At 71.3% G+C, this 13,059-nt stretch carries 13 protein-coding genes; 6 read left to right on the forward strand and 7 right to left on the reverse strand.

The annotated features are described in order from the left end of the window. Positions 1 to 108 precede the first annotated feature (108 nt). Positions 109 to 363, reverse strand: coding sequence for a glutaredoxin domain-containing protein (locus tag DQW06_RS00780; RefSeq protein WP_013153689.1), 255 nt, complete (start codon positions 361 to 363; stop codon positions 109 to 111). Continuing rightward, entirely contained in the window at positions 360 to 908 is a 549-nt protein-coding gene (locus tag DQW06_RS00785) for an NUDIX domain-containing protein (RefSeq protein WP_013153690.1), read from the reverse strand. Before DQW06_RS00785 ends, DQW06_RS00780 begins: the two co-directional genes overlap by 4 nt. Before the next feature lie 180 nt (positions 909 to 1,088). Between DQW06_RS00785 and DQW06_RS00790 the strand changes: the two genes are divergently transcribed. After that, a complete protein-coding gene (locus DQW06_RS00790) occupies positions 1,089 to 1,907 on the forward strand; it encodes a DUF1684 domain-containing protein (protein ID WP_117197775.1) in 819 nt (272 codons plus the stop codon). Then, positions 1,904 to 2,281, forward strand: coding sequence for a nuclear transport factor 2 family protein (locus DQW06_RS00795; protein ID WP_117197776.1), 378 nt, complete (start codon positions 1,904 to 1,906; stop codon positions 2,279 to 2,281). Before DQW06_RS00790 ends, DQW06_RS00795 begins: the two co-directional genes overlap by 4 nt. Positions 2,282 to 2,595: 314 nt before the next feature. On the opposite strand, the gene DQW06_RS00805 is transcribed toward DQW06_RS00795, so the two are convergent. Beyond that, positions 2,596 to 3,804: a PLP-dependent cysteine synthase family protein gene (locus tag DQW06_RS00805; RefSeq protein ID WP_117197778.1), complete on the reverse strand. Its 1,209-nt coding sequence runs from the start codon at positions 3,802 to 3,804 to the stop codon at positions 2,596 to 2,598. A gap of 343 nt (positions 3,805 to 4,147) precedes the next feature. Here DQW06_RS00805 and DQW06_RS00810 point away from each other — a divergent pair, with 343 nt between their 5' ends. Next, complete coding sequence (locus DQW06_RS00810; protein ID WP_117197783.1) at positions 4,148 to 4,483, forward strand: hypothetical protein; 336 nt, start codon at positions 4,148 to 4,150, stop codon at positions 4,481 to 4,483. Positions 4,484 to 4,577: 94 nt separating this feature from the next. Here the strand turns inward: DQW06_RS00810 and DQW06_RS00815 are convergent, their stop codons facing one another. After that, positions 4,578 to 5,195, reverse strand: coding sequence for a TetR/AcrR family transcriptional regulator (locus DQW06_RS00815; RefSeq protein ID WP_117197779.1), 618 nt, complete (start codon positions 5,193 to 5,195; stop codon positions 4,578 to 4,580). 84 nt (positions 5,196 to 5,279) lie between these two features. Between DQW06_RS00815 and DQW06_RS00820 the strand changes: the two genes are divergently transcribed. Both DQW06_RS00820 and DQW06_RS00830 read left to right on the forward strand, forming a co-directional pair. Then, entirely contained in the window at positions 5,280 to 6,029 is a 750-nt protein-coding gene (locus tag DQW06_RS00820; RefSeq protein WP_117197780.1) for an SDR family NAD(P)-dependent oxidoreductase, read from the forward strand. Between the two features lie 566 nt (positions 6,030 to 6,595). After that, entirely contained in the window at positions 6,596 to 7,564 is a 969-nt protein-coding gene (locus DQW06_RS00830; RefSeq protein ID WP_117197781.1) for an HNH endonuclease, read from the forward strand. Positions 7,565 to 8,203: 639 nt separating this feature from the next. Here DQW06_RS00830 and DQW06_RS00835 read toward each other — a convergent pair. Continuing rightward, positions 8,204 to 9,217, reverse strand: coding sequence for an SEC-C domain-containing protein (locus tag DQW06_RS00835; protein WP_117197784.1), 1,014 nt, complete (start codon positions 9,215 to 9,217; stop codon positions 8,204 to 8,206). Between the two features lie 67 nt (positions 9,218 to 9,284). Further along, on the reverse strand, positions 9,285 to 9,992 hold the full coding sequence (locus DQW06_RS00840) for an MgtC/SapB family protein (RefSeq protein WP_071622331.1): 708 nt from the start codon (positions 9,990 to 9,992) through the stop codon (positions 9,285 to 9,287). Positions 9,993 to 10,256: 264 nt separating this feature from the next. Here DQW06_RS00840 and DQW06_RS00845 point away from each other — a divergent pair, with 264 nt between their 5' ends. Then, positions 10,257 to 12,386 carry an N-6 DNA methylase gene (locus tag DQW06_RS00845; protein ID WP_117197782.1) on the forward strand — a complete coding sequence of 710 codons (2,130 nt, stop codon included), beginning with the start codon at positions 10,257 to 10,259 and terminating at the stop codon, positions 12,384 to 12,386. A gap of 146 nt (positions 12,387 to 12,532) precedes the next feature. Here DQW06_RS00845 and DQW06_RS00850 read toward each other — a convergent pair. Then, positions 12,533 to 13,059, reverse strand: a 527-nt coding sequence (locus DQW06_RS00850; protein WP_157983316.1) for a YafY family protein, incomplete at its 5' end; no start/stop codon positions are given.

The raw sequence follows: 13,059 nt of genomic DNA on the forward strand, positions 1-13,059 counted from the left end.
GTTCGGGGAGGCCCGTCCCGGGCGCCCCGAACGCGCACCAGGCGCGGACAGGGCCGGAGGCGGGCCGGGGCGCACACGATGCGCGCACGTACGCGGGCGGCACCGCCGTCAGATCAGCGACAGCTCGCGGAGCTTGGCCTCGACCCGCGCGTCGTCCGGTTCGACGTGGTGGGACCCGTCCGGGTAGACGACCACAGGGATGTTCGTGCGCCCCGAGATCTCCCGGGCCCGTTCCGTGGCCGCCGGGTCGTGCTCGACGTCGACGTACTCGAAGGGCACCGCCAGCTCGGTCAGCTGCTTCTTGGTGCGTCGGCAGTCCCGGCACCAGTCGGCCCCGTAGACGCGGATCGCGGCCTCGTTCACTCGTCCTCCCCTGGGGTGGTCACCACGCCAGTGTGCCCGACGGTCCTGCCCGCCCGGTCCGGGTGCCGGGCGGGGAAGGGCGTGGGGGTCCGGTGCTGGGAGAAGGGGTCGCCGAGCAGGAAGTGCGCGACGGCCTGTGCGCAGTAGCCGACCGTGTCCCGGGGGAGCTGGTGGGCGGGGAACCACGCGAGTTCGGCGTGCTTGCGGGGTTCGCGGTTGGTGACGGCGCCGTCCCAGCTCCCGCACACGAAGAAGAAGTGCACCCAGCCGGCGTCCTCGTGGCTGTGGACCACGTGCGCGAACTCCAGCTCCGAGGGGCGGACCCGAACGCCGAGCTCCTCCTCGCACTCACGCACCGCCGCGGCGACGACGTCCTCCCCCGCGTCGACCTTCCCGGCCACGCTGGCGTGCCACATCCCCGGGGCGTAGGCGTTGCCGGGGGCACGACGCACCATCAGCACCCTGCCGCCGTCGAGGAGGAGTACGTGCGCGCTCAACGACGGCGCGGCCGGACCGCCGTGGTTGTCGAACCTCTGTTTGACCATGCGCCCATCCTGGCGCAGAGGCGCCAGCGCCGGGCCCGTTCGCGGCGACACCCAGAGATGCCCGGCTCGCAGGGACGGAGCCCGGCACGTTATTGCGCGGCGGGCAGCGGACCGGGGCACCTTATTGCGTAACACGCAATAAGCTGTGCCCCAGGGGCATGGTGGGTCTACGGTGACGCCATGACCACACCGAAGATGCCCGCAGAACACGAAGCCTGGCGCCGGAGCCGGTGGGAGGAGATCGCCGGAGCCGACGGCAAGGCCAAGGTCGTCGTCACCGCCAGGATCACCGGTCCGGGTCCCCACACGATCCCCGGGGTCCCCGGCCGATGGCGCACCACCGCGGCAGGAGCCCTGACCGTGACGGCCGAGGCCGCCGACGGCGTGCGGATTGCTGACAGCCCGGTCGACGGAACGGTCCCCGTCCCCTCCGGCAGCTCCCTGCGGTTCCCCGACGACCGCGTCGGCTTCGCCAGCGGCGCGGACGGCTCCTACGGCCTGGTCGTCATGGACCAGGGCCGCGTCGAGCGCACCGGACTCACCGGCATCGACACCTTTCCCCACGACCCCGCCTGGGTCCTCACGGGCCAGTACCGGGCAGCTCCCGAAGGACGCCGGATCGAGGTGCCGCGGCTGACCAGCCCGCGCAGCACCGAAGCCATCCTGGCCCCCGTCGACCTGGTCGTGACCATCGACGGCACCGAACACGTCCTGGCCGTCCTCCAGGACTTCCCCGATCAACGGCTGATGATCTTCACCGACGAGACCAACGGCGATTCGACGCCGACGATCGGCCGCTGGCTGATGCTGCCGCTGCTGGAGCCCGGCAGCACCCTGACGGTCGACTTCAACAAGGCGACGCTCTCGTACCACCACCTGAATCCGGACGTGTTCGTCTGTCCGCTCTCACCGCCCGGCAACCACCTGCCGATGCGCGTCGAGGCCGGCGAGCGCGCCCTGGTCCACGCCGCCACCAGCACGAAGGGAAGGCCCGCATGAGCCGGGAACTGAAGGACAAGGCTGTCAGCTACCTCCGCGCGCTGGAGGACCGCGACTGGAAGAGCGCCCGGGGCCTGTGCGCCGAGACAGCCACCGTCTGGCACAACGACGGCAAGGGCGAGCAGTCCATCGAGGAGAACATCGCCGGGATGGAAGGGCTGATGGCCACCATCGAGTCGATGCGCTACGACGTCCTGCGCCAGCTCTCCCAGCCGGGTGAGGTCCTCCAGCAGCACGTGATCCACGTCGCCACCACCAGCGGCACGCGCGGCGAGGTCCACGCCGCGGTCTACTTCGGCTTCGACGAGGCCGGGCGGATCAGGCGTATCGAGGAGTACGCCAACTTCGTCCCCGTCGGCGGCCAGGACGGCTGACGGCAGCGGTCGGCACACGCCCCTCAACGTCGCGGCGCACAGCTCGCGGCGCGGCGTTGGGGGGCGCATTCGTTCACCGTCGTCACCGAGGGCGGCAACCGGGTGGAACCATCCCCGCGTGCGTGGGGCTCACCCGCACCGGTGGGGGCGAAGACCTCCGGGAACCGATCGGGGTCGGCAACCCTTGCGATGGTGACGATCACGGCCCGCCTCCCAGACGTCGCGAACGGCTCGTCACCGTCAGTCAACACCGTAGAACCTCGACTTCGGCTGAGTTCGAGTGCTCGCGCCAGCACCGGGCACGGCGGCCGCCATCAGGCCTTCCTCGCCTCGGGGACACCGGGGGCCGCGGGCTCCTTCCAGCGACCGGTCGAGAGGAAGTCCTCCAGCACCTTGGTGTACGGCTTCAGGTCGAGCTTGAGCTCCTTCTCGACCCACGTGTCGTCGTAGTAGTTGTGCATGTACCGCTCGCCCTGGTCGCACATGAGCATGACGACGCTGCCCTTCTCCCCGTCGGAGAGCATCTCGGCCACGATCCGCAGCGCGCCCCACAGGTCGGTCCCCGTCGAGGGCCCCGCACGGTGGCGCAGCCGGGAGAGGAGCAGACGCATGGCCGCGATCGAGGCGGCGTCGGGCACCGAGACCATCCGGTCCACGACCGCGGGCAGGAACGAGGGCTCCACCGTCGGACGCCCGATCCCCTCGATGTGGGAGGGCTTTCCCTTGATCCAGGCCGAGGGGTCCTTGGGCCACTGGCTCTTGGGGCGGCCCTCGTTGACCGTCCAGTTCGGGAAGAACGCCGAGTTCTGCGGGTCGACCACGCACACCCGGGTGTCGCGGCGGCTGAAGCGGATGTGGCGGCCGATGGTCGCGCTCGTGCCCCCGGTGCCCGCTCCCACCACGATCCACTTGGGGTCGGGGTGGCGCTCCTCGGCGATCTGCCGGAAGATCGTCGCCGCCACGTTGTGGTCGTCGCGGTAGTCGTAGGCCCGCTCGGCGTAGGTGAACTGGTCCATGAAGTGGCCCTTGGGGGACTCCGCGGCCAGGCGGGCGGCCTCCTTCTCGATGTCGCCGTCGGGTCCGGGGTTCCTGACCTCTCCCCCGTAGGACCTGATGAGCTCCACCTTCTCCCGGCTGGTGCTCTCGGGCACCACGGCCGTGAACTCCAGCCCCAGGAGCTTGGCGAAGTAGGCCTCGGAGACCGCCGTGGAACCGCTGGAGGCCTCGAACACGTGCGTGCCGGGTTCGATCCACCCGGTGCACAGCGCGTGCAGGAACAGCGCGCGGGCCATGCGGTGCTTCAGGCTGCCGGAGGGGTGGACGGACTCGTCCTTGACGTAGAGGTCGATGCCCCACTCCACGGGGAGCGGGAACTGGAAGACGTGCGTGTCCGCCGAGCGCGTGGCGTCGGCGTGCAGCAGCCGGACCGCCTCCTTCACCCAGGCCCGTTTGCGGCCGTCGTAGTGGTCGACGATGCGCGTGGTGACGGCGGCGGTGTCCTGCTGGCTCTGTGTCGTGGTCATGAGCCGGAGCTACCCGCGCGCCGGTCACGGGGACCGGCGCAGGAGGGAAATCGCTGCTCAGACTTCCGATTCCGTCCCGTTTCCCAGTCTTGGTCCCGGGCTTCGCGAGCGGTTTCGGCTGCTCCGCTTCAAGCAATCGGGGAGGGCCGCCACACGGCAGCGCGGGCCACGGCCTTCCCACCCGGGCGAGCGACGACCGTGCCCGTCCACCGCCGACGAAAGCGTGGTGGGGCGTGGCCGTTTCCGGCCACACCCCACCCGAACTGGCGGAACGGTCGCACGGAGCTGGCCCGGCACGCGCCGTGGAGCCCGTTCGTCACCGGGCCCGTGCATGATCGGGGCCATGGAACGCTGTGACTTCTGTGAACTCCCCATCGGTGGAGGCTGCGCGTGCTCGCTCGTGCGCGAGGCCCGAAACCCCCGCATCCAGAACGGTGGTTCCTCCCTGGGCGACGCGCACTTCCCCGGGGGCACCATCCTCATCTCGCCTCGCGGCGTGGCCCACCGCCCCGGCTGCCTGCACCAGTCCGACTCCGAGATCAAGGCACCGCTCTGGGGCTGGATCCCCGAGCCCGACCCGCAGCTGTGGCACCGCCTCAGCGAGGGCTCCCCCGCCCGGGCGACACACGGCAACACCGAGCGGGTCGCCACACGCCGCTGCCAGAGCTGCGACGGCTGAGGAAAGAGGTGCCCGTGACCGCCGGTCACCGGCGTCCGCCCGTCCTGCCCCGTCCGGTCAGCTCAGCCGGGGAGAAGAAGGGGCCGACAAGGGGTCAGAGGGGTGGCCAGGTCCGCAGGGCGGCGTCGGCCATCCGCTGGAGTTCGTCCCGGTCGGCGCCGCTGATGGCCTGGACGGAGATGCCGTTCGCCATGGTCATGAGGTAGCGGGCGAGCACTTCCGGATCGGCGTCCGGGGGCAGGTCGCCTTCGTCGACGGCCCGTCGGAACCGGTCGCGAAGGCGTGAGAGGTTCTCGACGCGCCAGGCGCTCAGGGTGTCGCGGGCGGGCGGCCCGAGGTGGCTGGTGGCCAGGAAGCCCTGGACACCCAGACATCCGGCGGGGCAGTCCGGCCGGGTGGACACCGCGATCGAGCCGTTGAGGTAGGCCGCGGCCACCTCCCGGGCCGTCGGCTCATCCAGCGCCCGGGTGCCGTAGGAGGCCGGACCCTCGGCGTAGCGTTCCAGGGCCTTGCGGAACAGCTCCTCCTTGTTACCGAAAGCCGCGTACATGCTCGTCTTCGTGATGCCCATGGCGCGGGTCAGGTCGGTCAGGCTGACGCCGGCGTAGCCGTGCTCCCAGAACATCGCCATGGCCCGTTCCAGGGCCTCTTCGGCGTCGAATCCCCTCGGCCGGCCCACCGGCGCTCTCTTGATGCCCTCCACACCCGGCATCCTACCACTTCTGTACCGATCGGACTGGAAATGATGTAGCCTCATTCTGTTCCGATCGGAACATAATTCTGTGGAGGCCGGACCATGCAGAGACTGAAGGACAGGACCGCCGTCGTCACCGGTGGAGGCACGCGGGGAATCGGCCGGGCCACGGCCGCGCGACTGGCGGCCGAGGGCGCGCACGTGTTCATCACCGGGCGGCGCAAGGCCGAACTGGACGAAGCCGCCGAGGTCATCGGCTCCGCGGTCACCGCGGTGCCGGGCGACATCACCGACCCGACCGACCTGGACCGGCTGTACGCCATGGTGCGCGAGCGCGGTCAGGGCCTGGACGTGCTGTTCGCCAACGCGGCCACCGCCTCGTTCGCGACGCTGGAACAGACCGCCGAGGAGGAGTACGACCGCATCTTCGACGTCAACGTCAAGGGCACGCTCCGCACCGTGCAGAAAGCGCTGCCGCTGCTCAACGACGGCGCCTCGGTGATCCTCAACGCCTCCACCACCGTCGACCGCGGCACGGCGGCCTTCGGCGCGTACGCGGCCTCCAAGGCCGCGATCCGCTCCTTCGCTCGGACCTGGGCCAACGAACTGAAGGACCGGGGAATCCGGGTCAACGCGATCTCACCGGGGCCGATCGACACCTCCGGCATCACCGAACTCGCCGGCGAGCAGAACGCCGCGGCCTTCCGGGAGGGCCTGGTCGCCGACGTGCCGATCGGTCGGATGGGCCGCCCCGAGGAGGTCGCCGCCGCCGTGGCCTTCCTCGCCTCCCCGGACAGCAGCTTCCTCCTGGGCGCCAACCTTTACGTCGACGGCGGAGCGAACCAGATCTGACAGCGCTGTGTGGCGCGGTGACGACTCGCACCGGCCTACGACTCCCCAGGCACAAGTCGTAGCGAGCTTGTCGTCACACGTGACCAAAGCCCGGTACCGCTTACAGCGGTCCGTCAACCGCTCGACCCTGTCACGTCGGCGGTAGACCTCCCGATCGAAGTCGGGTGGTCTACCGCCAGCCGTTTGAAGGTTTCAGGGGTCGGCTTCTTGGTCCTCGCACCCGGCAATGATGGTGCACCGGGCGCGTGTGGTGCGTAGGGGTTACCTGTTGGCCCTGGAGATGTAGGCCTTGTCCAAGGCCAAGTCGGCGCCGTGCCACCGCCACCGGCCGTCCGGTCTTTTGACCGTGGGGAAGACGCCGCATGCGGGACCGGAGCGGCCCGTCAACTCAGCCCCGACCCCTCCTATCCGCGGCGAATTTCTCAGATCTGCCATCTTGGCCGGATGTGGACACACGTGAACGCGCCCCTTCCCACCAGGTTCTTCGTCAGCACGGCTTCGCCGACGCCTGTGGACTCTTGGGTCACAGACGAACACTGGTGAATACGTACTTCACAATGTCGGACATGAAGGCATTTGTCGGCATCACTGACAAGGCCTGGGCCGACTTCCTCGCTCAGCGCCCCCACCTGGATGAGATCAACTTCTGGCGCCCCTCGGGGAAGAGCTTCCGAACGCTCTCGCCCGGAGACCCGTTCCTATTCAAGACCAAGAAACCGCACGACCGGGTCGTGGGCGGCGCCGCCTTCAGCGGGTTCGTTCTCGCCCCGCTGTCCGAGGCCTGGGCGGCCTTCGCGGAGGGCAACGGAAGGAAGAACCTCGCCGAGCTGCGCGAGGCGATCAACGGGTACCGCGCGAAGAACAGGATTCCCCGCATCGGCCCCGGAGAGGACCCGCTCATCGGCTGCGTCATGCTGCGCGACCCGGTGTTCTTTCCCGAGGAGGAGACCTTCGGTCCTCCCCCTGGCTGGGCCTACAGCCTCGTTCAGGGCAGGAGTTACGAGGACGTCACCGACCCCGAGCACGCCGACTACTTCGCTCCCATCGTCAAGCGTGTACTCGGCCGGAAACCCGTGGCGGCCCTCGCCGAGGACGAGCACGCCGTGGCGGCCACCTGGGAACGCCACGGCCCGATGTTCGGCGAGGCCCGGCCCACCCGTCGCCGCATGGGACAGGAAGCGTTCAAACTGGCGTTGTTGGACGCCTACGAGGGCCGGTGCGCGATCACAGGGGTCGATGCGCGGCCGGCCTTGGACGCCGCGCACATCCACCCGGTGGCCTCGGGCGGCCTGCACCGGCTCGACAACGGCATGCTGCTGCGCGCTGACGTGCACAGGCTCTTCGACGAGGGCTACCTGTCGGTGTCACCGAGTTTGGAGGTCCGGCTCAGCCCCCGCCTGCACCAGGACTTCCCCGAGGCCGGGGAGTACACCGCCCTGGAGGGCAAACCGGTGGCCGTCCCCCGGAACAAGGCCGACCGCCCGTCCCCGGGCGCTCTGGAGTGGCACCTGGGCAAGGTCTTCAAGGCAGGGTGATCCCTGATCACAGCGGGGACGCCCTCAGGCCTTTTCCCTGCCGTTATCCGGCTCTTCCGCGAGGACGGCCCACCTCTGCTGCTCGCACTCTTTTCGGACTTCTTATAGAGCTCTGGTCCGGCGGGAGGAAAGGTGGCGGCGAGGCATCCCTGGCATTCCTCCGGCGCCGCTTCGGTCTCCGTGCGCACCATGTCGACGAGATGGAACGATATTTTCTCGCACAAGTTCCCGAACCGCACCAACTTGAGGATCTGCCCCAGGCTGATGGAGGCATTGTTCACCATGCCAGCGGGATTCTCCGCCATCCCCTCCCCCGCATCGGTTCCGGGGGCGCACCATTGGACCGTTGGGATTTTCCCCATCACGGTAACCGGTTTTTCGCGCTCCGTCCCGGTGTCAGGAGAAGGCCGCCACCCCGTTCGCTTTTCGAGAACCGAAGGAACCAGTGAAGGGCACCCAGAAGTTTCGGGGCAGGGGCATTCTGACTCCGCCTCATGTCGATGATCGTCGGTGCCACACTCACGTGCCATCGGGGACGTTCATGTCGTGGGCGCATACGGGGAGAACTGGAAGAGACCACCTTCGGAGAGCGAAGACGCGACATTCTCCTCTTCTCAGCGGGGCCGGGTCCCGATGCGATCAGCGGTTCGAGGGTGACCCGCAGCACTTCTTGTACTTGCGCCCCGAAGCGCACCAGCAGGGCTCGTTGCGGCCGGGCGGCCACGAGCGCAGCCTCGGGTCGTCCGCGGTGAGCTCCCGGTCCGCCCAGGTCAGAGCGGTGTCGTCGTCCGCCGGGTCCAGGCCGGAGCGTTCGGCGAACTCGACGATGTCCTCCACCCCGTGCAGCACCACGCCCCGCCGCGCCCCGGGGTGTTCGCGGTCGCGCTCGCGCAGGCTCCGTTCGGCGGCGCGGTAGTAGGCGTCGGCGCCGTGCTCGGCGGTCTCCCCGCTGAGCAGCCCCCGCTCGCGGGCCCCGTCGAAGGCCGCACGGGAGTAGAGAGCCTCCACCTCACGGACCGGGTCGCCCTTCTCCAGCCGGTCCTCCTCGTAGGGCAGTTCCAGCGCGTCCTCCGCCTGCCGCTGGGCCACGACCAGGGCCACCTCGTCGTGGCCGTCGCGCGGCAGGCCCAGCTTCATCCGCGCCAGCAGGCGGTTGACGAGCGGGGACAGGGAGAGGTCGTCCTCCTCCGCGAGTTCCTCCGGCGGCTCGGCGAGCAGGTGCCGGGCGGCGATGTTGAAGCAGAGCAGCGCCTCGTCCCAGCGCTCCAGCTCCCGCATGTACTCACCGAGCAGGTCGGCGGGCCCCTGGCCCAGGCGGCCGGGGCGCAGCAGCTCGGAGGTGATCCGCTCCGCCTCGGCCGTGTCCCGAGGGTCCTGGCCCTTCCGCAGGAGGTCCGCCAGCTCGACGGAGGCGTACTGGCCGTCCTCCGGGGTGGGAGGGTGCTCGCGCACGGTCTCCAGCAGGCGGCGGGCCCGGGTGGCACGTCCCGCACGGCGCAGTTCCGCGGCGGAGCCCATGAGGACCCCGCCGGTGTCGTCGGGGTGGGCGGCCAGGTCGTCCAGGAGTCGGCTGGGCAGGTCCAGTTCCCGGAGCGCGGCCGTCAGGGGCGTGTCATCACCGGCCGTGGCGGTGGAGGAGGCGTGCTCGTTCATGTCCACCAGGCTAGGAGCAGCCGCAACGGCGGGCGGCCCGTTCACCGCAACCGGGAGGCCGAGGCGCTCACTCGGCGTCCTCGTCCAGCTGCTGCCAGCGCACGGACGAGACCTCCGGCTCCAGGCTGAGCCTCCTGACCAGCTGCTCCACGGCTTCGTCCTGGTGTCCACCGGCGAAGATGTCGGCGTACACGGACACCAGCTCCTCGTCCTCCTCCAGGTGGCGGCAGTCCAGGGAGCGCAGTGTGAACTCGGTTTCGGACAGCGCCTGGAGCAGCAGGGCCCGTACGTGGGGGTCCTGGGCGTTCGTGCACACGATCCGGATCCGGTAAACGGTCTCGTCGTCCTTGGAGTTGACGGGCGAACTCTTCTGCAGCCGCCGGGCCACCGGGCGCAGCAGGACGTTGGCGGCCACCACCGCCACCGCGCCCATCGCCGCGACCAGGTAGACGCCGCTTCCGGCCAGGACGCCCACGGCGGCGGCGCACCAGATCGTCGCGGCCGTGTTGATGCCGCGGATGTTGATGCCGTCGCGCAGGATGACGCCCGCGCCGAGGAAGCCGATGCCCGACACCACCTGGGCGGCGATACGCGTGGGGCTGACCTCGTCGACGGAGTAGGCGGCCAGCAGGACGAACAGCGCCGACCCCACGGCGACGAGCGCGTTGGTGCGAAGGCCCGCCATGCGCGCCCGCCACTGGCGTTCGACGCCGACCAGCGCGCCCAGTCCGAACGCGCAGCCGAGCCGGAGCGCGGCCTCCCACCATTCCAGCATCCGCCCGCTCCTCCACAGGTCGCCCGTCCGGTCCGCTTCGAAGGGGCCCGCGGTGCCGGAACGCCGATACGTTCGCGACATCGCACCCGTCCCACCGGATACTGGACACGGCTACCCGGTCCTCCCCCGCGTACACCCGTTTTGCTGTGAATCCGCCCAACCACCGCGATCTCCCAGTCCAGAAGCTCGCGAACAGGGTTTTCACGCGACGCGTGTGTATAGTCGTGACCGGTCTGCTGTCGTCCCGAACGGGTGGGGGAAGCCATGGGCTCCGGTGAGGTGGAGGTGAGCTCGGCCGACATCGCCAGGATCGCGGGCGTGAAGCCGACGGCCGTGAGCAACTGGCGGCGCCGCCACGACGACTTCCCCAGACCGGTGGGGGGCACCGACCGCAGCCCCCGGTTCGACCTGGGGCAGGTGGAGGAGTGGCTGTCCACCCACCGCCGGGCCCCGAGCATCGACCCCGACCAGCGCCTGTGGCAGGCGCTGGACTCCCTGCGCGGCTCCGTCCCCGTCGACGCGGCGCTCGTCCGGGCCGGGGTGCTGCTGTGGCACCTGAGCCGCGACCCCGGCACCGGGGGACACAGCGCCGGTGAACCCGGGAAGCAGGACGGATCCGCGCTGGCGGGGCGCGCGTGGCGGGACTTCGAGGGCCTCCTCGAAGGCGCGGGTCTGGCCGCTCTGGCCGAGCACCGCCCCAAACCCGTTCCGGACGCCCGACTGGCGCCGCTGGCCGACGCGGCGGTGCGCGCCGTGCGGGAGAGCGATCCGCGGACGGCCTTCGAACGCCTGCTCAGCCGCCTGGACCAGCGCTCCCCCTCCGGTTCGCACACGGTCCCGCCCGAGCTGGCCGACCTCATGGTGGTTCTGGCCGGAATCGCGAACGCCGGATCCGGCCCCGAGGACACCGTGGCCGACCCCGCCTGCGGGCGGGGCGGGCTGCTGCTCGCCGCCGCGCGCGGTGGACGGCGCGCCCTGCTGGGACAGGACCGGGACGCGGCCTCGGTGTGGCTGGCCGCCCTGCGCCTGGCCTTCGCCGGGGCCCTGACCGGGGAGGCGGACCTGCGGGTGTCCGACGCGCTGCGCCTGCCCGCGTTCGCCCCGGACGCACCGGACGGCGCGGACGGCGCCGACGCGGTCGTGTGCGCCCCGCCCTTCGGCGAGCGCAACTGGGGCGTCGAGGAGCTCGCGGAGGACCCCCGGTGGACGTACGGGGTCCCCCCGCGCCTGGAGTCCGACCTGGCCTGGGTCCAACACTGCCTGTCCCTGGTCCGGCCGGGCGGCTCGGCGGTCGTGCTGATGCCCCCGGGCGCGGCCCAGCGCCCCTCGGGTCGGCGCATCCGCCGGTCGCTGCTGCGCGCGGGCGCCTTCCGCGCGGTGGTCTCGCTCCCGCCCGGGTTCGCGGCCCACTACGCCGTTCCCCTCCAGCTGTGGGTGCTGCGCCGACCGGAGCGGGACGCGGTCCCCGCTCCCGTGCTGCTCGTGGACACCGCCCCGCACGAGCCCGGGCAGACCTGCCCGCCGGGCGAGGTCCTCGGCCGGATCGACCGGCTCTGGCGGGAGTACCTGGCCGACCCGGAGGACTTCGACGAGCACCCGGGTGTGGCGCGGACGCTGGAGGTGGCCGACCTGCTGGACGAGGACGTCGACCTGACCCCCCGCGCGCGCCTTCCGGTTCCGCGCGCCGCGGCGGGCGACCTGGACCTGTTCGCCGAGCGGCGCACGCGCCTGGAGGGCGCGCTGCGTACGCTGCGCACGCTCCTGCCCGAGGCGCCGCGGGCCGAGCCCGGCGGTGAGGCGGTCGGGGTGGTCACGCTCGGCGAGCTGGCCCGGGCCGGGTCGGTGACGATCCGGCGGCCCCTCCCCCGGCGTTCGGCGGAGGAGGCGGGCCCGCGCACCAGCGCCAGGGTGGTCACCGGTGAGGACGTGGCCCGCGGGGCGGGAGCCTCGCGCACGGAGGAGGTGGACGCCGACCCGATGCGCAACCCCCCGATCCAGGAGGGCGACGTCCTCATCCCCGCGGTCGCGCCGAGGCCCGCCGCGCGGGTGGCGACCGGGGACGACGCGGGCGCCTACCCCGGCGGCGGCCTGTACGTGGTGCGCACGAACCCGGGCGCGGTGGACCCGTGGTTCCTGGCGGGGTTCGTCACCAGCTCCGGGGAGAGCCGGAACATCACCCGGTTGAGCAGCAGCATGCGGGGCCGTCTGAGGATCGACCCGTCCCGGATGCGGCTCCCGGTGCTGCCGGTGGAGGAGCAGAGGCGGTACGGGGAGCTCTTCCGGAGGGCGGCGCGGTTCCGGGAGGCCCTGCTGGAGTTCCAGGGATGGGGCGAGGAGCTGGCCGACCAGGCCGTCGACCTGGTCGCCGGGCGGTGGGAGACCTCCTCTTCCTAGCGGCCGCGGGCGGCACCGGCCCGCTCCTTCGGGCAGGGACGTCGCAGCGGATCCCGGGAACCGCCCGGGTTCCATCGGTCCGACACGGGCGGACACGGGCAAGCGGGGCGCGCGGTCGGGCCCCGCACCGGGCCGACGGGCGGGATTCACGTGGTGGACGCGCCGCCCGCCGCGCGGCGCAACCTCGCCGCGAGGCGGTCGAACGCCGCCGCGAGCTCGTCTCCGTCGATCACCTCGACGTCGACGTCGAGCTGTGTCATCCACAGCGCGAGCCGGTCCGGGTCGTCCGAACCCAGTTCGACACGGCACGTGGTCTCGTCGACCACCTCGATATCGACCGGGACGGGGATCTTCGCGGCGACCCTGGCGGCGGGGGCGTGCACGAGTACCCGGGCGCGGTACTTCCAGGCCGCCTTGCTGACGCGTCCGACGACGTACCCGACGGCATCGTCCCCCGGGATCGCGCGCGGCTGGAACCGCGCACCCGTCGGTGCGTGCGCAACCATGCGGTCGACACGGAAGATCCGCCAGTCGTCACGGTCCAGATCCCACGCGAGCAGGTACCAGAGCGGCCCCCAGCTCACCAGCCGTCGCGGTTCGGTGTGGCGGGCCCCTTCGCTCCCCCCGGGCTTGGTGTATCCGAACCGCGACGGCTGGTGAGCTGGGGGCCGCT

The organism is Nocardiopsis sp. TNDT3 (assembly GCF_003427465.1).
Classification (GTDB): Bacteria; Actinomycetota; Actinomycetes; order Streptosporangiales; family Streptosporangiaceae; genus Nocardiopsis; species Nocardiopsis dassonvillei.

Bases quoted from the DNA above. Each gene is read 5' to 3' on its own strand.
- DQW06_RS00805 (WP_117197778.1), bottom strand. From the start codon at position 3,804: ATGACCACGACACAGAGCCAGCAGGACACCGCCGCCGTCACCACGCGC.
- DQW06_RS00820 (WP_117197780.1), top strand. From the start codon at position 5,280: ATGCAGAGACTGAAGGACAGGACCGCCGTCGTCACCGGTGGAGGCACG.
- DQW06_RS00815 (WP_117197779.1), bottom strand. From the start codon at position 5,195: ATGCCGGGTGTGGAGGGCATCAAGAGAGCGCCGGTGGGCCGGCCGAGG.
- DQW06_RS00835 (WP_117197784.1), bottom strand. From the start codon at position 9,217: ATGAACGAGCACGCCTCCTCCACCGCCACGGCCGGTGATGACACGCCC.
- DQW06_RS00840 (WP_071622331.1), bottom strand. From the start codon at position 9,992: ATGCTGGAATGGTGGGAGGCCGCGCTCCGGCTCGGCTGCGCGTTCGGA.
- DQW06_RS00810 (WP_117197783.1), top strand. From the start codon at position 4,148: ATGGAACGCTGTGACTTCTGTGAACTCCCCATCGGTGGAGGCTGCGCG.
- DQW06_RS00845 (WP_117197782.1), top strand. From the start codon at position 10,257: ATGGGCTCCGGTGAGGTGGAGGTGAGCTCGGCCGACATCGCCAGGATC.
- DQW06_RS00830 (WP_117197781.1), top strand. From the start codon at position 6,596: ATGAAGGCATTTGTCGGCATCACTGACAAGGCCTGGGCCGACTTCCTC.
- DQW06_RS00795 (WP_117197776.1), top strand. From the start codon at position 1,904: ATGAGCCGGGAACTGAAGGACAAGGCTGTCAGCTACCTCCGCGCGCTG.
- DQW06_RS00785 (WP_013153690.1), bottom strand. From the start codon at position 908: ATGGTCAAACAGAGGTTCGACAACCACGGCGGTCCGGCCGCGCCGTCG.
- DQW06_RS00790 (WP_117197775.1), top strand. From the start codon at position 1,089: ATGACCACACCGAAGATGCCCGCAGAACACGAAGCCTGGCGCCGGAGC.